This is a genomic window from Nocardiopsis sp. NPDC006198, from assembly GCF_040613895.1.
GTDB classification, from domain to species: domain Bacteria; phylum Actinomycetota; class Actinomycetes; order Streptosporangiales; family Streptosporangiaceae; genus Nocardiopsis; species Nocardiopsis tropica.
In genome coordinates, this window is sequence record NZ_JBEXSY010000010.1 from 103,908 (window position 1) to 119,814 (window position 15,907).

Genomic DNA, 15,907 nt, shown 5'->3' on the forward strand with positions numbered 1-15,907 from the left:
CCGGCCCGCGGGAGCCGCACATCTCACACACAGGAGACCCTCATGAGTGGTGAAGGACGTCCCGACCAGCACAGCGTGGACGCCTCCGGGCTCTCGGTGGGCATCGTCGCGACCCGGTGGAACGGGGCCGTGGTGGGCCCGATGCTCGCCAGGGCGCTGGAGGTCGTGAAGGCCTCCGGGGCGGCCGACCCGGTGGTGGTCGAGGTCGCGGGCGCCGTCGAGATCCCCGTGGTCGCCCAGGAGCTGGCCCGCAAGCACGACGCGGTGATCGCGCTGGGCGCGGTCATCCGCGGCGGCACCCCGCACTTCGACTACGTGTGCCAGTCGGTCACGCACGGCCTCACGGAGGTGGCCCTGCGCGAGTCCACCCCCGTGGGCAACGGTGTGCTCACCTGTGACACCCTGGAACAGGCGCGCGACCGCGCCGGCCTGCCCGGCAGCATCGAGGACAAGGGTGCCGAGGCGGCGCTGGCCGCACTGGACACGGCTGTGGCCCTGAAGGGGCTGCGCCGCTGACCGGACCCCGTCGCGCGCACGGGTGTCATCCCGGCCAGGTCTGGTGGAACGGTGGAGCAGTCGGTGCGGACGAAGGAACAGCCGGTGGACGAGGCGTCGAAGCAGCCGGTCCTGCCGAGGACGTGGCGGCCCCGGGCGGTGCGGATGGTCGCCTACGGCCTGGGCCTGCTGATCGTGGCCACCATGGCGGTGCTCGCCGCGATCCTGCCCGGGGACTGGCGGATCATGGACAGGCTCCTGCTCGTGGGCCTGGGCGTGGCGATCGCCGCGGGCCTGCACCTGATCGCCCGGCCCAGGCTCGTCGCCGCGGACGGGGGCGTGACCGTGGTCAACGGCATCCGCACCCACGTGCTGTCGTGGGCCGAGGTCGTCGACATCCGGATGCCGGTCGGCGAGCCCTGGCCCTCGGTGGACCTGTCGGACGGCACCACCCTGGCGGTGATGGGCATCCAGAGCGCCGACGGCGAGCTCGCCCTGCGCAACCTGGAGGAGTTCCGGTCCCTGCTGCACGACCGCGGTGAGGCACAGGAGCCCGGCCGGTCGTAGGTACCTCCAACGGGAGTCCTCGTTTCTTGACGGAACGGGGACTCCCGTCGTGTTGCGTGGGGCACATAGTTTGGTACCGAGAGCCACTCGACCGAACAGGAAGAGGTGCCGCGTGCGCGACATCCGAACGGCGGTGTCCGACCTCTACGCCTCAGGAGAGGTGTTCGCCCTGGCCACGGTGATCGACACCGACAAGAGCGCGCCCCGGGACCCGGGCGCGGCGATGCTGGTCAGCGCCTCCGGCGAGGTCGTCGGCAGCGTGTCCGGCGGTTGCGTGGAGGGCGCCGTCTACGAGGAGGCCCTGGAGGCGATCCGCACGGGCGTCCCCGTGCGCCGCACCTACGGGGTGAGCGACGAGGAGGCCTTCAGCGTCGGCCTGACGTGCGGGGGCACCCTGCACATGTTCGTCGAACCGGTCAGCCGGGCCTCCTACGGGCAGCTCGGCGCGGTGCTCGGGGCCATCGACGGGCACCGGCCGGTCGCCGTCGCGACCGTGGTGTCCGACCCGTCGGGGGCCGGGCGGACGGGTCGGCGCCGCGTGGTCTGGCCGGATCACGCGGAGGGGGACCTGGGTCCCGGCGGCGCCCGGTTGTCCGACGCGCTGGACGACGACGTGCGGGGGATGCTCGCCCAGGGCAGCACGGGGCTGCTGCGCTACGGCTCGGACGGGCAGCGGCGCGGCGACGAGCTGGAGGTGTTCGTCCAGTCGTTCGCGCCGGCCCCGCGCATGCTGGTGTTCGGCGCGATCGACTTCGCCGCGGCCGTGGCCGACCTGGGTTCCTACCTCGGCTACCGGGTGACGGTCTGCGACGCCCGGCCGGTGTTCGCGACGGCCAAGCGGTTCCCCACCGCGGACGAGGTGGTGGTGAAGTGGCCGCACGTGTTCCTCGACGAGATCGCCCACGAGATCGACGAGCGGACGGCGGTGTGCGTCCTCACCCACGATCCCAAGTTCGACGTGCCCGTGCTCAAGGCGGCCCTGGGCACCCGCGCCGGGTACATCGGGGCGATGGGCTCGCGGCGCACCCACGAGGACCGGCTGGAGCGGTTGCGCGAGGCCGGTGTGGGGGAGGAGGCGCTGGGGCGCCTGCACTCGCCGATCGGCCTGGACCTGGGCGCGCGTACTCCGGAGGAGACGGCGGTGTCGATCGCCGCCGAGCTGGTGCGGTCGCGCTGGGGCGGGACCGGGCGTGCGCTGAGCGAGACCAGTGGGCGAATTCACCGGGATGTCCCCGGTACCCCCCTGATTCCGGCCGGATTCGGTCGCGCGGCGACGTGAACCGAAATGGTGCTCGTGCTGATGTGCCTGGTCACGGCCGGTGCTGTGCGGACGGAGTGAGAGGTCACCCGACCGTCTGCTCCAGGTGACCTGCCCCGTGGCCGCACGCGTGGCATCATCGCGTCATGGAAACTGGGGACGCGCAGGACAAGGAGCGGGAGCGAGCGGGCCGGGTCGCCGGCCTCCTTCTGGCTGCGGGCTCCGGCAGCAGACTGGGGCGCCCCAAGGCACTGGTGGAGGTGGGCGGCGAGCGCCTGGTGGACCGGGGCGTGCGGACCCTGGGAGACGGCGGGTGCGCGCCGGTCATGGTGGTGCTGGGCGCGGCCGACACGGTCGTCCGCGACGCCCACACGGTGTACAACCCCGACTGGGAGAGCGGGATGGGGTCCTCCGTGCGCGCGGGGATCGACGCCCTGCCGGACTCGGTGGACGCCGTCCTGATCGCCCTGGCCGACCAGCCCCTGGTGACGCCGGAGGCTGTGCACCGGCTGGTGGAGGCCCACGACGAGGGCGTGCGCGCGGCCGTGGCGACGTACAACGGCAATCAGCGCAACCCGGTGATGCTGGGTCGGGAGTACTGGTCGACGGTCTACGGCCTGGCGGTGCACGACGTGGGCGCGCGCCCGTTCCTGCGGGCCTACTCGCACTTGGTGACCGCTGTGGCCTGCGACGACATCGCCAGCCCGGAGGACATCGACACGGCCGAGGACCTGGAGCGGCTCACCGGGCTGCTGGGCGGGGAGGCCCCCGGCCCGGTCTGAGCGCCGGCGCCGCGGTGGGACGCGGGCCGCCCGGGCGGCCCCGGGGCCGCGGCGGTGCGGTCCCGGGGCGGCGGGGGTCAGGGGCGGGGGAGGGCTTCGGCGGTGATGCCGAAGGTGTGCCGGGTGGCGCCGCCCGGGGGCAGCACGATCAGGTCGGTGCCGGAGGCGAGCGCGTTCGCGGGGCAGGTCATCGGCTCCGCCGCTAGGTAGGCCCGGCGGTCGGACCCGCCGAGGGTGTCGGAGCTGAACACCTGCAACCAGTCGAAGCTGCGGTCGCACCACACCGACACCCGGTGCTCCGGGCCGCCGACCCGTACCCACGCGCGTCCGTCGCCGTCGCGCTCCAGGGACGTGAAGGCGGTGTCCAGCACCGTGTCGCCCAGCTGCCTGCCCGGGGTGCGGAAGTCGAGGCGGCCGTCCTCCACCGGGACCGGGTCGCCGGCGGGCAGCAGGCGGTCGTCCACGGGCAGCCTGGCGCCGGCGGTGACCTCCAGCGTGAGGTCGCCGCGCTCCGCGAGCACCGACAGGGGCTCGCCCAGGGTGAGGTAGGGGTGGAAGCCCAGGCCGAAGGGGGCGGGGGTGTCACCGGTGTTGCGGGCCTCGGCGGTGAGCGTCAGGCCGTCGCCGCCCAGCCGGTAGACGAGGACCAGTTCCAGGGGGAACGGGAAGCCCGGGGCGCCCCCGAAGTCCAGCCGCAGTGTGGCCGCGTCGTCCGAGACCTCCTCGACCGACCACTCGCGGTCGTGGACCAGGCCGTGTATCGCGGTGCCCGTCGCCGCGTCGTTGACCTCCAGCCGGTACTCGGTCCCGGCGAAGCGGTAGACGCCCTCGCCCACCCGGTTCGGCCACGGGGCCAGGACCTGGCCCTGGAAGGCCCGGGGGCCCTCGTCGCCGTAGGGCCACACGATGTCGCGGTCGCGCCAGGCGAGCGCCCGCAGGCCCGCCCCGGTGCGGTCGACGCGGGCCAGGAACTCCCCGGCGCGCAGCTCGATCACCTCGCCCACGTGTACCCCTGCCTTCCCGTCACGGTCCGGCCGTGCGCCGAACCGGCCGATCATAGCCCACCGGACGTCCGCCGGCCGCGTCTCACCGGCCCCGCCGCTCCCGGAGCGCGGGGCCGGGGGACGGACCTGACCCCTCCGGGGCGCGGGCCCGGGAGAGCCGGTCGGCGAACAGGGCGGCGTCGACGTCCTCGGGCGAGCGGAGCCTGACCTGGGCCGTCCCCCTCGCCCCGGGCTCCGGTCGGCCGGAGGGGGCGGCCGGCTCCGTCCCCCTCCGGAGGCCGAGGGTCACGTACGAGGAGCAGCCCCTGACGTAGCAGACGGGGACGGGCCGGGCTCCGCGCCGAGGCTCCATGCGGGGTGGCCGTGCCGGAGGGCGCCGGTCCCGGGCAGGGCCTCCTCGACGACGGCGACGAGGGCCCGGGCCGCCGCCCGCAGGCCGTCAGGGAGGGCGCGGTGTGGTCGGCGACGGTCGTGTGCGCTGCCACGGTGGTTCCCTGTCCGTGTTCGGGCCGGTGGCGGAGGAGCGGTGGGGAGGGCGCGGTGCGGACGGTCAGACGGTGCGCAGGCACCGGGCGGCGACCAGGGAGATCCACAGCATCGCGGTGACGGCGCCCACGGCCAGGGTCAGGGACCCGCCCTGTCCCCCCGTCATCGCCCAGCCGTTGCCGAGGAGCAGGGCGGTGCCGGCGACACGGGAGGCCGCGGCCGTCCCCCGGCGCCCGTTCCGGGAGAAGTGGTGGCCCAGGACGTAGCAGGCGGCGATCAGGGCGGAGAAGGAGACCGTTCCCGCGGCCATGTGTCCGAGGGCGTGTCCGCTGAGCGCCGCCGGAGTGTCCAGGGGCGTGCCGGAGGGGAAACCCGCGGCCGGGTCCATGACGAACGCGCCGGCGGCGATCATCCCGGCGCCGTGGACCAGGATCAGACCCGGGATCCAGGAGCCCCCGGGGGTGCCGCGCAGGACGCGCCGCAGGCCGAACGCCCCGGCGACGGCCAGCGCTCCGGCCAGGGTGAAGTTGGCGATCTGGAGCCAGCCCAGGGAGCCGTTGCTCAGCATGCTCAGGGGATGCATGGTCAGGTCGAAGCCCTCACGGGTGGCGGCCTGCGCGAGGGAGACCACCGTCCAGAGGGGGGCCGAGGCGATCGCCGCGCCCAACAGGAGGCGGGTGCTCGCCGCGGTGCGTCCGACGGGGACGGGGGCGGTTTCCAGGGCGACGGCCATGGTGGTTCCTCTCTCGGTGTGCTGCTCTGTTCTCACCGACACGTCGAAGCGCCGATGTGACAGGGAACGGCCCCGTTCCCTGTCACATCGGCCTGATCGACGTCCCACCGGAAGTACCGGAAACCCACGAGGGAGAACGACCGCATGCGCTTTCTGATGACCACCAAGCCCGGTGACACCGCCGCCGACGAGAACCTCTACACCGAGATGGCCGCGTTCGTGGAGGAGCTCACCGCCTCCGGCGTCCTGCTGGCCACGGGCGGGCTGGAGCCCGGCGGCCTCCGGTTGACGTCGGACGGGGGCGAGATCACGGTGACGGACGGCCCGTTCACCGAGGCCAGAGAGGTGGTGGCCGGGTTCGCCCTGGTCGAGGTCCGCTCCAGGGAGGAGGCGCTGGAGGTCGCCCGCCGCTTCCGCCGCATCGTCGGCGACGGCGAGAGCGTGGTCCAGCAGGTCTTCGGCCCCTGACCGGCCGGTGCCGGACCCGGCCCCCCGCGCGGGGGCGCCCTTCCGCACCGCACGGCACCGCCCCGGTTTGCGTTCGTCCCGGGGCGGTGCTGTCATCGTGCCCGTGACCGATGCCCACCGCACCGTCGACGCGGTCTGGAAACTGGAGTCGGCGAGGATCGTCGCCGGGCTCACCCGGATGGTGCACGACGTGGGCGCCGCCGAGGAGCTGGCCCAGGACGCCCTCGTGGCCGCGCTCGAGCAGTGGCCCGAGAAGGGCGTGCCCGACAACCCCGGCGCCTGGCTGATGGCGATCGCCAAGCGCCGGGCTGTCGACCGCATCCGCCGCTCCCGGAACCTGGAGCGCAAGCACGAGCTGATCGCCCACGGCATGGAGCGCGGAACCGGCCCCGAGCCGGAGCCGGACGGCGACGACGTCCTGCGCCTGCTGTTCGTCACCTGCCACCCCGTACTGGCCACCGCGGAGCGGGTCGCGCTGACCCTGCGCCTGGTCGCGGGGCTGACCACGGAGGAGATCGCCCGCGCCTTCCTCACGGGCGAGGCCCGCATCGCCCAGCGCGTGGCGGCCGCGAAGCGCACGCTCGCCGAGCAGGGGGTGGGCTTCGAGCTGCCCTCGGGCGCCGAACTCTCCGAGCGGCTCTCGTCCGTGCTCGGCGTCGTCTACCTCGTCTTCAACGAGGGCTACACGGCGACCTCGGGGGAGGGACTGACGCGTCCCGGGCTGTGCCTGGAGGCGCTGCGCCTGGGCCGGACCCTGGCCGAACTGGTGCCGGACGAGGCCGAGGCGCACGGCCTGGTGGCGCTGATGGAGCTCCAGCAGGCCCGTGCCGGAGCCCGGACCGGGCCCTCCGGCGAACTCCTGCGGCTGGACGAGCAGAACCGCGGCCGCTGGGACCCGCTGCTCATCCGGCGCGGGTTCGCCGCCATGCTCCGGGCCCGCGACGCGGGCGGCCCTCCCGGTCCCTACACGCTCCAGGCGGCCATCGCGGTCTGCCACGCCGGGGCGGCCACGGCCGAGGACACCGACTGGGAACGGATCGCCGTCCTGTACGACCTGCTGGCCGAGCGGCTGCCGACGCCGGTCGTCCTCCTCAACCGGGCGGTGGCGGTGGGGCGGGCGCGCGGCCCCGCCGAGGGGCTGGCGCTGGTCGACACGCTGGCCGACGATCCGGCGCTGCGCGACTACCACCTCCTCCCCGGCGTGCGGGGCGACCTGCTGCTCCGGCTGGGGCGGGAGGGCGAGGCGGGGAGGGAGTTCCTGCGCGCCGCCGCCCTGGCCGGCAACGCCGTCGAACGGGCGTTCCTGCTCGGCCGCGCCGAGGCCGTCGCCGGGTCACGGCCCGAGGGCCCGACCCTGGGGAGCCTCTCCCGGGACTTCCTCGGCCGCCCCGACCTGGACGCCGCGACCGTCCGCTCCTACGGGCAGACCCTGGGGCGCCTGTGCCGGTCACTGGGAGAGGACCTGCCGGCCGCCGACCTCGACGCCGGGGCCGTGGCACGGGTGTTCGCCGCGGCGTGGGGGGAGGCGGCCCCGCGGACCTGGAACCGCCACCGGTCGGCGGTCCGCTCGTTCGGGGCCTGGGCCGGACTGGAGGGCCTCGACACGGGACTCGGGCGGCGCGCCGAGGCCCGGACCGGGGCGCCGCCGCTCGACCCCGCGCAGCTCGCCCCGCTGTGGGACGGGGAGGGCAGGGCCCTGCGGGAGCGGGTCCTGTGGCGGCTCCTGCACGAGTCCGGCGCGGGGGTGGGCGCGGTGCTGGCGCTGAACGTGGAGGACCTGGACCTGGAGGACCGCCGCGCCCGCTCGGGCGGCTCCTGGGTGCACTGGCGTTCGGGGACGGCCCGGCTGCTGCCCCGGCTCGTGGCGGGGCGGGAGCGGGGGCCGCTCTTCCTCGCGGACCGGCGTCCGGGCCCCGCCCGCAGGCCCGCCGAGGCGGACCTGTGCCCGGTGACGGGGCGCGGGCGCCTGTCGTATCCGCGTGCCGAATACCTGTTCAAGCAGGCCGGCAGGGAACTGGATCCGGCGGGGGAGGGGTACACCCTGCGCCGGCTCAAGGGGTGAGACCGCGTGCGCGGGCCGGCGCCCGCAGACGGGGTGGGGTCGCGCACGTGCCGTGGGGACCGCCCGTGTGCCGGAGCCCGCGCCGCGGCGGTGCGCGCGGCCCCTCGGCCCGGCGGGAACGCGGCGGCGGGGTCCCGCCGCCCGGGGCGGGCGCGGGCCCGTCCCCGGCGGCCGGGGACGTCAGCCGAGCAGGCCGTCGAGCGGGATCAGCACGCCCGAGCCCAGGGCGACCAGCCCCGTGGAGAGCAGGACCACCAGCATGAACAGGGACCCCGCCACGGCCAGGCGGAACGCCGCCAGGCGGCGGCGGGCACGCGCGCTGGGCTTCTTGCTGGCGGCGGACCGGCCCAGCGCCACCAGCACGACCGCCAGCAGCACGGGGAACCACCACGCGTCACCCGCACCGCCGGGCAGCAGGCCGGTCACCGACCCGGTCACCTCGGACAGCCACCCCAGGAGGCCGCCGCCGCCCGCCTCCAGCAGCCCCGTGTACGCACCGGTCACGAACTCGCTCTCGGGGTAGAAGCCCTCCTCCGGGCGCATCACGCGGCCCAGGCCGTCGACCAGGCCCAGCAGCGCGGCGGGGTAGGCGAAGCGGCGGCAGCGGCCCGCGGACATCGCCCGCTGGATCTGGCTCATGGTCCGCTCGACCCGGCGGGTGGCCCTCTCCTGGTCGCGGCGGTTGCGCGCCGGCTCCCCGGCGCCCGAGGGGTCGTAGGGGTTGGGGACGGCCTGGTTGTCCGGCCGGGTGGGAGCCGTGGCGGCCTCCGCCCGGCGCTGCCGGGCCGTCGACACCTTCCCCCGGGCCTCGGTCCAGCGGGCCCGGGCCGATCCGGCCAGCGCCGCCCACCGGTCCTGGCGGCGCGCCCTGCCGTCGGCCCGCTCCCGGGCGGCGACGGCCCCGCCGACCCGGGCGGCCTCGGGCAGCAGCAGGAGCGCCGTGAGCACGGCGCCCCTGGTGGCGACGGCGTCGCCACCGGCGCCGTCGCGCAGCGCCTGGCGGCGCAGCTCCGCCCACCACGGGGCGTGCGGGGCGTCGCTGCGCTGCTTGGGGTGCCAGGACTGGCGGCGCAGCAGCGAGCGGTGGCGTGAGGCGGTGTCGGGGACGAGCACCAGTTCGACGGCCCGCGCCCACGCGGTGTCCGTCTCGTGGGCGTCGGGGCGGCGCGGGGCGTCGGGCCCGGAGCCGACCACGCGGTCCACGTTCTCGGTGACCCGTCGCATGAGCAGCGGCACCTCGTGCTGGACGCGCTCCAGCAGGGCGCACCGGCCCGAACCGCCCGACCGGCAGGCCGGGTGCGGGCACCAGTGCTGGGATCCCAGGCCCACCGCGCCCGACTCCACGGCCTCGCGCACCACCGCGTGGCGGCTCGCGTCGCCGGTGGCCAGCGCCAGGAGGCCGTCGGCGCTGATCTCGTGGCCCCGGAAGCGCGGCGGCATACCGGGCACGTAGCGGGCGGCCAGGGCGCTGATCGCCACGTGGGCGAGCTCGGGCCGGGCGTCCAGCCCGGTCAGGTAGGCGCGGTCGAAGGTGTAGTCGTTGACCTCGCGGTCGAGCCAGGTGCGCAGTTCCGGCCAGTGGCTGCGCAGCCACATGGCCCCGGTCTCGGAGCGGTCCAGCAGGTCGAAGGCCAGGCTCGGGGGGTCCTCGTGGCTGGCCCCGGCGAAGTTGACGGGCCGCAGGCGGCGGGCGGTGCGGATCTGCGGGCGCTCGCCGGCCAGCCACTGGGCGACCTCGTCGTAGCCCCACCGGGCGGACGGGGCGGGTGCGAGCAGGCCGCGGACGAGCAGGCGCCAGCGCTCGTCGGTGATCGCGGAGATGTCCACCTCGGTGTTGCGGGCGGTCAGCCAGTTGCCGCCGCGCTCGGGGCGGCGCCCGGTCACGAGCTCGTGCACCATCACGCCCAGGGACCACCAGGAGGCGGGGCCCTCCCGGCGGCCCTCGACGACCTCGGGGGCGGCGTAGTCCTCGGTGATGGCGAGTCCGCCGTAGACGCGGCTCATGGTGGCCCGCACGGCCCCGCCGAAGTCGGTCAGGGCCACGACCGGCGGGTCCAGGGAGCGCACCAGCAGGTTCTCGGGCTTGACGTCGGTGTGGTTGTGCTGGAGCTCGTCCTGCCAGTGGTGCAGGCACTCGGCCACGGCGGAGAGCACGGCGCGCGCCCGGTCGTCGTCCAGGGGCGCCTGGTCGATGACGGCGCGCAGCGTCCCCAGGGAGAAGTACTCCTGGGCCTCCCAGGCCAGGTCCTCCCCCCAGGAGCTGGCCGCGGTGCCGTACCCGTGGATGGCCGGGGTGTGCGGCGAGGCGGTGCCGCGGGCCCGGAGCCGGTCCAGGAGTTCGCGGTTGATGTCGTGGCCGGGCCGGTACACCTTGAGGGCGAGGCGGCGCCCGGGGGAGTCGGTGGGCTCTGCCAGGTAGACGACGGCCTCGCCGCCCGCGCCGACGTGGTCGAGCACCTGGTACCGGCGCCGCAGCTCGGCGGGCACGGCGTAGTCGAGGTCGCCGGCCGGGCCGACCACCACGCGGGAGACCAGGCGGGCCATCCAGTCCAGGAGCGGGCCGAACAGCGTCCTCCACCACGGGGTGCGGCCGTCGTCGCGGCCGTCCCCGGGGATGGTCCGCGCCGGGCGCCGTCCGCCGGGGCCGGCGGGCGCGGTCGGTCCGGCGGGCGGACCGCCGCCGGGCAGGACGCCGGTGCGGTCCGGTGAAGGAGGGGCGACGCGGGTGGGACCCGGCCCGCCGTCGCGGTCGTCGGAGCCGGGGCGGAGGACACGCGTGACCCAGCGCGTGGCTCCCGCGCGGTCCGGGCCGCTCCGTGCGGTGGTCGCGGTGGGGTCGATCCGTTGGGTCGGCGCGTTCTCGTCACCGGGGTCGGGCGTGACCATGGAGGTCGGGGCCATCCTTCGGATAGGCGGTGGTGTCGTCGGTGTCCGGGGGGATCGACGGACCCTTCCAGGGTAGGTCCCGTGCGGCACCGTCGCCGGTGCCGCGGAACCGTCCGCGAGCGGGTCCGCCGTCTCCCTCCTACCCCGTTTGACTCCTCACGCCTCCGTGGAGTTCCGCCCGGTTCCCGCCGCTCCGGCGCCGCCCGGGTGCTGCTCCCTCGGGACGAGGCCGAGTGCGGAGCAGGCCTCCCGGTACAGGCGCACGACCTCGGCGCGGATCTGCGGACGCTCGGTCAGCGGCCGCTCCCAGGGGACGCGGACGACCCGCTCGGCGCCGTCCTCCGTCACCGCGTAGTCGCCCCCGTCACCGTCCAGCCCGGTCATCCGGGCGGCGGTGGCGCCGGGCGCTCCCCCGAAGGCCCGGCAGATGAGGAGGGTGTCCTCCGGGTGGTCGCCGTTCATGTGCGCGGCGACCGCGGCGACGACGTCGGGGGAGAAGGGGTTGGGCGGGGACAATGTGCCTCCTGGAGGTGGGCGGTGTCACGGAAGGACGAAACGGGGGAGGGCTGTGCGCCCTCCCCCGCCGACGATATCCGAGACCCCCAGGATGATGACAGGGTGTCGTCACCTTGGCCGGGCGGTGTCCGTGTCCCACCGGGGGCCTGTCCGGCGCCCCCGGGTCCCGGCCGTCCCGGGGCGGCCGCCCGCCGCCGCACCGGGTCCCGCGGGTCTCAGGCCTGGCGGGTGAACTCGGCGTCGATCTCGATGGTGATCTTGTCGCCGACGACCACGCCGCCGCCGTCCATGGGCATCTCGATGTCCACGCCGAACTCCTTGCGGCTGATCTGCGTGCTGGCGGCGAAGCCGGCGCGGTCCAGGCCGTACGGGTCCAGGGTGGAGCCGTTGAACTCCAGGGCCAGCTCGACCGGGTTGGTCCTGCCCTTGATGGCCAGCTCGCCCTTGAGGACGAAGTCCTCGCCCCTGGCCTCGATGCCGGTGGAGCGGAAGGTGAACTGCGGGTTCTGGTCGACGTCGAAGAAGTCGGCGGACCGGATGTGGTTGTCGCGGTCGCCGTTGTCGGTGTTGATGGAGCCGGCGTCGATGGTGGCCTCGACGGAGGACAGGGCGGGGTCCTCGGGAACCGTCAGCGTCGCCTCGAACTTCTCGAAGCGGCCGCGCACCTTGCTGACCATCATGTGGCGCACCGAGAAGCCGATGACGGAGTGGGTCGGGTCGATCGTCCAGGTGCCGGGCTTCAGTTCCTGAGCTGCCATGGTGTGTCTCCCTGTCGGGTTCGGCGGACCCGCGGGTCGGGTCCGGTGGTCTCTACTGAGGAACAAAGTACCTTAGAAGATTCTTCCTGGGAAGGATTCTAGGGTCTCCGCCGGAACCGTGCAAGGGGCGCCCGCCCGCCACGGCCTAGGCTTGGCGCATGGAGAACGCTGCGTGGCTCGACGGAGGCGAACAGCGCGTCTGGCGCGGGTTCCTCAGGATGAACGCCTGGATCTACGACGAGCTGGAGAAGGACCTGCGGGACCGCACCGGGCTCTCGCTCGTGGAGTACGGCATCCTCGTCCACCTCTCCGAGGCCCCCGGCCGCCGTATGCGCATGCGGGTGCTCGCCGACAGCGTCATCGTGTCCAAGAGCAGGCTCTCCCACCAGGTCGCGCGGCTCGAACGCGACGGCTACGTGCGCCGCGAGCACTGCGACGACGACAGGCGCGGGCTCTGGGCGGTGCTGGAGGACGAGGGGGCGGCGGTCCTCGACCGGGCCGCGCCCGGACACGCCGTGCGGGTCCGCTCCCTGGTCTTCGACAAGCTCTCCGGGGAGCAGGTGCGGCAGCTCGCCGCCGTCATCGACGCGCTGGAAGGTGACGAAGCCGTTTCCCGGGGACAGGACTCCGTGTGACCGGAGTACGGGCCGCCCGGGCCCCGGGTAGAGTCGGAGCCCGTGAGCAGACCATCGATCATCGGCGCCCAGAACTTCCGTGACGACGACGGCGGAGCCGACCCGGAGGTCGAGTCCTGCCTGCGCCGGCACGCGGCGGGCGAGATCGGCGACCGCCAGGTCCTCGCCGCCCTCAGCCGGTCCCGCCTGCTCATCCCGGTCGTGGCCGTGGCCACCGGGACCGAGGAGGGGGTCGGCGGGCTGACCAAGGACAAGAGCAGCGAGGTCGCCGTCCCCATCATGACGGGCAGGGACGGGCGCCGCGGAGTGCTCGCCTTCACCTCGGTCGACGCGGTGCGGCGCTGGCGGCCGGACGCGCGCCCCGTGCCCTTCACGACCAAGGACGCCTGCCAGGCCGCCGTGGAGGAGGGCGCCGACGCCCTGGTCGTCGACGTCTCCGGCCCCGTGCCCCACACCGTCCAGGGCCGCTTCCTCACCATGCTCGCCGAGACCGGCGCCGTTCCCGAACCCAAGGACGACCCGCAGGTCCTCGCCCTCGTCTACCGGGTGACCCACGGCGAGTTCGGCATCGAGCGCGTGCGCATCCACCCCTCCGAGCGGGGCGAGATCGGCATCCGCCTCGAACTCGAGGAGCGCGACGACGAGGCGCTGCGCCGCGTGGCCGAGAGGCTCGCCTCCGAGCTCGGGCACGTGCTGCCGGGGGGCATCGAGCTCAGCGCCGTCGTACGGGCCAGGCGCGACTAGGGCGCGGCCCGCGGGGCCCGGCCCGCGCCGATCGCCGCGAGCCCGGAACGACCCGCGGAACACGGCCGGGGGACCCCGTCGCGGGCGGGGTTGTCCACAGGGGGGACCGGGTTGTGTCGCGGCGGGCGGCGGAAGGGTAACTTCCCACCATGCCCACCCCCGCGGTGCTCGCGTCCTCCCCGTACCTGTGGACGGTCCTCGTCGCCGTCCCCCTCGTCCTGCTCGGCCTGGCGGTCGGCCGGCTCAACGGCCGGGTCGTCCCGCTGTTCGGGCCCGCAGGCCCTCCCCGGCCGAGGGGAGGCCCCGGCGCCGTCCCGGTGCCCGCGGAGGGCCCGCCCGGGGCGGGCCGCGACGACGCCGGGGCGGAGCCCGGGGCCACCGGGGGCGGTCCCCGCCCCGGGACCGCCGAGGAGGAGGACGAGGGACCCCCGCCGCCGCGGTGCCCCCACTGCCTGGCCGAGATCCGTTTCCTCCCCGGGCTCCCCGCCGTGGAGGCCCGGGCCTTCCGAAGACGCGGGGCCTGCCCCCACTGCGAACGGGCCATCCGCTCCGACCCCGCCGTGATCGCCGCCACCGCCGTCCTCTTCGGGCTCGTGGGCGCCGTGTGCACCCTCGGCCCCGACCTGTCGCCCTTCGGCCTGCTCGCCGTCCTGTGGCTGGTCTCGGTGGGCGTCCCGCTGTCCGTCATCGACCTGCGGGTGATGCGCCTGCCCGACGCCGTCGTCGCCCCCGCCTACCCGGTCGCCGCCGCGCTGCTGGGGGCCTCCGTCCTCCTCCCGCCGAGCGGACCCGATCCGGGGCGGGCCGCCGATGCGCTCCTCAGTATGGTCTTCGTCACGGTGGTCTACTGGCTGCTGTGGAGGGTCCACCGCGGCGGGATCGGGTTCGGCGACGTCAAGCTCTCCGGCCTCACCGGCCTGTACGCGGGGTGGGCGGCGGGCCCGCTCGGAGCGCTCGTCGCGGTCTTCTGGGCCTTCGCCGCGTTCTCCCTCGTGGGACTCGCGCTCATGGCGCTGCGCCGCCTCACGCGCAGGGACCCCTACCCGCTCGGCCCGTTCATGCTCGCCGCCACCCTGGCGACCGTCCTCGCCGGGCAGCCCCTGCTGCCGTAGGCCGTCCCGGCCCGCGTGCGCCCCGAGCGGGGCGGACGCCCTCCCGGGCGGCCGGGCCCCCGCACCGCCCCGGATGCCACCCCGGCCCGCGATCCGTGGGAGGATCGTGCACATGTTGCGTTGGCTGACCGCGGGGGAGTCCCACGGACCCGCACTCGTCGCGATTCTGGAGGGCCTCCCGGCCGGTGTGTCCGTCACCTCTGACGACATCGCCGCCGCGCTGCTCCGCCGCCGCGCCGGGTACGGCCGTGGCGCCCGGATGAAGTTCGAGAAGGACCAGGTCTCCGTCATCGGAGGCATTCGCCACGGCCGCACCCAGGGGGGTCCCGTCGCGATCGAGGTCGGGAACACCGAGTGGCCCAAGTGGGAGAAGGTGATGTCGCCCGACCCGGTTCCCGTCGAGGAGCTGGAGGGCCTGGCGCGCAACGCGCCCCTCACCCGCCCCCGCCCGGGGCACGCCGACCTGGTCGGCATGCAGAAGTACGGGCACGTGGAGTCGCGCCCCGTCCTGGAGCGCGCCAGCGCCCGTGAGACGGCGGCCCGCGTCGCGATCGGCGAGGTGGCCCGGCAGTTCTGCCGCCAGGCCCTCGGCGTCGAGATCGTCAGCCACGTGGTGTCCATGGGACCGGTCGAGGTGCCCGAGGGCTCCCCGGAACCGCGCCCCGAGGACCTGGCCGCCGTCGACGCCGACCCGCTGCGCTGCTTCGACGCCGAGACCAGCGCCCGCATGGTGGCGGAGGTCGACGACACCAAGAAGGCCGGCGACACCCTCGGCGGCGTGGTGGAGGTCCTCGCCTACGGACTGCCGCCCGGCCTGGGCAGCCACGTCCACTGGGACCGGCGCCTGGACTCCCGGCTCGCCGGGGCCCTCATGGGCATCCAGGCGATCAAGGGCGTCGAGGTCGGCGACGGGTTCCGCACCGCCGCCCGGCGCGGGTCGGTCGCGCACGACGAGATCGAGCCCGGACCGGACGGCGTGCGCCGCCGCACCAACCGCGCGGGCGGGGTCGAGGGCGGCATGACCACCGGCGACCCCCTGCGCGTGCGCGCGGCGATGAAGCCCATCGCCACCGTCCCCAACGCGCTGGACACCATCGACATCGGGACCGGCGAGCCCGCCCGGGCCGACCACCAGCGCAGCGACGTCACCGCGGTCCCGGCCGCCGGCGTGGTCGCCGAGGCGATGGTCGCCCTGGTGCTCGCCGAGGCCGCCGTCGAGAAGTTCGGCGGCGACTCGGTCGCCGAGACCGCGCGCAACCTCCGCGGCTACATGGAGTCGCTCGACATCCGCTGATCCGGCGGCCGGCGTCCCGCCCCTTCCCGGGGCGGGGCGCGGGCCCCGCACGGCACGCCCCCGATCCCCGGCGCCACGGGGCAGGGGCGGCCCCCGCGGGCCCCGCC

The 15,907-nt window shown here is 75.4% G+C and carries 15 protein-coding genes; 10 read left to right on the forward strand and 5 right to left on the reverse strand.

Annotation, left to right across the window (positions count from 1 at the left end):
• Positions 1 to 42: 42 nt before the first annotated feature.
• The 4 genes from ribH (at position 43) to ABZ234_RS09925 (ending at position 3,102) form a co-directional block, all read left to right on the forward strand.
• Positions 43 to 516 (forward strand): 6,7-dimethyl-8-ribityllumazine synthase, encoded by a 474-nt coding sequence (gene ribH, locus ABZ234_RS09910; protein WP_267945849.1) that lies wholly within the window; start codon positions 43 to 45, stop codon positions 514 to 516.
• Between the two features lie 84 nt (positions 517 to 600).
• Positions 601 to 1,062 carry a PH domain-containing protein gene (locus tag ABZ234_RS09915; RefSeq protein ID WP_267950460.1) on the forward strand — a complete coding sequence of 154 codons (462 nt, stop codon included), beginning with the start codon at positions 601 to 603 and terminating at the stop codon, positions 1,060 to 1,062.
• Between the two features lie 112 nt (positions 1,063 to 1,174).
• Positions 1,175 to 2,341 (forward strand): XdhC/CoxI family protein, encoded by a 1,167-nt coding sequence (locus ABZ234_RS09920; RefSeq protein ID WP_355011730.1) that lies wholly within the window; start codon positions 1,175 to 1,177, stop codon positions 2,339 to 2,341.
• A gap of 125 nt (positions 2,342 to 2,466) precedes the next feature.
• Positions 2,467 to 3,102: a nucleotidyltransferase family protein gene (locus tag ABZ234_RS09925; protein ID WP_344176342.1), complete on the forward strand. Its 636-nt coding sequence runs from the start codon at positions 2,467 to 2,469 to the stop codon at positions 3,100 to 3,102.
• Between the two features lie 77 nt (positions 3,103 to 3,179).
• Here the strand turns inward: ABZ234_RS09925 and ABZ234_RS09930 are convergent, their stop codons facing one another.
• On the reverse strand, positions 3,180 to 4,106 hold the full coding sequence (locus tag ABZ234_RS09930; RefSeq protein WP_355011731.1) for an aldose 1-epimerase family protein: 927 nt from the start codon (positions 4,104 to 4,106) through the stop codon (positions 3,180 to 3,182).
• A 550-nt stretch (positions 4,107 to 4,656) separates the two neighbouring features.
• Positions 4,657 to 5,325: a DUF998 domain-containing protein gene (locus ABZ234_RS09935; protein WP_355011732.1), complete on the reverse strand. Its 669-nt coding sequence runs from the start codon at positions 5,323 to 5,325 to the stop codon at positions 4,657 to 4,659.
• Positions 5,326 to 5,469: 144 nt separating this feature from the next.
• Between ABZ234_RS09935 and ABZ234_RS09940 the strand changes: the two genes are divergently transcribed.
• Together ABZ234_RS09940 and ABZ234_RS09945 are read left to right on the forward strand one after the other, a co-directional pair.
• Positions 5,470 to 5,793: a YciI family protein gene (locus tag ABZ234_RS09940; protein ID WP_355011733.1), complete on the forward strand. Its 324-nt coding sequence runs from the start codon at positions 5,470 to 5,472 to the stop codon at positions 5,791 to 5,793.
• 103 nt (positions 5,794 to 5,896) lie between these two features.
• The gene (locus tag ABZ234_RS09945) at positions 5,897 to 7,855 is read left to right on the forward strand and encodes a DUF6596 domain-containing protein (RefSeq protein WP_355011734.1); all 1,959 of its coding nucleotides are present in this window, start codon (positions 5,897 to 5,899) and stop codon (positions 7,853 to 7,855) included.
• Positions 7,856 to 8,035: 180 nt separating this feature from the next.
• On the opposite strand, the gene ABZ234_RS09950 is transcribed toward ABZ234_RS09945, so the two are convergent.
• From ABZ234_RS09950 to ABZ234_RS09960, 3 genes are all read right to left on the reverse strand, one after another.
• Positions 8,036 to 10,741, reverse strand: coding sequence for a protein kinase (locus tag ABZ234_RS09950; protein WP_355011746.1), 2,706 nt, complete (start codon positions 10,739 to 10,741; stop codon positions 8,036 to 8,038).
• 156 nt (positions 10,742 to 10,897) lie between these two features.
• Positions 10,898 to 11,257, reverse strand: coding sequence for a DUF2470 domain-containing protein (locus ABZ234_RS09955; RefSeq protein ID WP_267945842.1), 360 nt, complete (start codon positions 11,255 to 11,257; stop codon positions 10,898 to 10,900).
• A 215-nt stretch (positions 11,258 to 11,472) separates the two neighbouring features.
• On the reverse strand, positions 11,473 to 12,015 hold the full coding sequence (locus ABZ234_RS09960) for a YceI family protein (RefSeq protein ID WP_267945841.1): 543 nt from the start codon (positions 12,013 to 12,015) through the stop codon (positions 11,473 to 11,475).
• A gap of 158 nt (positions 12,016 to 12,173) precedes the next feature.
• Between ABZ234_RS09960 and ABZ234_RS09965 the strand changes: the two genes are divergently transcribed.
• The 4 genes from ABZ234_RS09965 to aroC all read left to right on the forward strand — a co-directional run bounded on the left by ABZ234_RS09965 (position 12,174) and on the right by aroC (position 15,800).
• Positions 12,174 to 12,650, forward strand: coding sequence for a MarR family transcriptional regulator (locus tag ABZ234_RS09965; protein ID WP_267945840.1), 477 nt, complete (start codon positions 12,174 to 12,176; stop codon positions 12,648 to 12,650).
• A 42-nt stretch (positions 12,651 to 12,692) separates the two neighbouring features.
• Positions 12,693 to 13,394, forward strand: a complete 702-nt coding sequence (locus ABZ234_RS09970; protein ID WP_267945839.1) for an SseB family protein — start codon at positions 12,693 to 12,695, stop codon at positions 13,392 to 13,394.
• A gap of 149 nt (positions 13,395 to 13,543) precedes the next feature.
• Complete coding sequence (locus tag ABZ234_RS09975) at positions 13,544 to 14,506, forward strand: A24 family peptidase (protein ID WP_355011735.1); 963 nt, start codon at positions 13,544 to 13,546, stop codon at positions 14,504 to 14,506.
• A gap of 112 nt (positions 14,507 to 14,618) precedes the next feature.
• Positions 14,619 to 15,800, forward strand: a complete 1,182-nt coding sequence (gene aroC, locus ABZ234_RS09980) for a chorismate synthase (protein WP_355011736.1) — start codon at positions 14,619 to 14,621, stop codon at positions 15,798 to 15,800.
• Positions 15,801 to 15,907 lie beyond the last annotated feature (107 nt).

What these genes read in the sequence shown, in the direction of transcription:
- ribH (WP_267945849.1), top strand. Translation starts at nt 43, where the DNA reads ATGAGTGGTGAAGGACGTCCCGACCAGCACAGCGTGGACGCCTCCGGG.
- ABZ234_RS09925 (WP_344176342.1), top strand. Translation starts at nt 2,467, where the DNA reads ATGGAAACTGGGGACGCGCAGGACAAGGAGCGGGAGCGAGCGGGCCGG.
- ABZ234_RS09935 (WP_355011732.1), bottom strand. Translation starts at nt 5,325, where the DNA reads ATGGCCGTCGCCCTGGAAACCGCCCCCGTCCCCGTCGGACGCACCGCG.
- ABZ234_RS09940 (WP_355011733.1), top strand. Translation starts at nt 5,470, where the DNA reads ATGCGCTTTCTGATGACCACCAAGCCCGGTGACACCGCCGCCGACGAG.
- ABZ234_RS09950 (WP_355011746.1), bottom strand. Translation starts at nt 10,741, where the DNA reads ATGGTCACGCCCGACCCCGGTGACGAGAACGCGCCGACCCAACGGATC.
- ABZ234_RS09960 (WP_267945841.1), bottom strand. Translation starts at nt 12,015, where the DNA reads ATGGCAGCTCAGGAACTGAAGCCCGGCACCTGGACGATCGACCCGACC.
- ABZ234_RS09965 (WP_267945840.1), top strand. Translation starts at nt 12,174, where the DNA reads ATGGAGAACGCTGCGTGGCTCGACGGAGGCGAACAGCGCGTCTGGCGC.
- ABZ234_RS09975 (WP_355011735.1), top strand. Translation starts at nt 13,544, where the DNA reads ATGCCCACCCCCGCGGTGCTCGCGTCCTCCCCGTACCTGTGGACGGTC.
- aroC (WP_355011736.1), top strand. Translation starts at nt 14,619, where the DNA reads ATGTTGCGTTGGCTGACCGCGGGGGAGTCCCACGGACCCGCACTCGTC.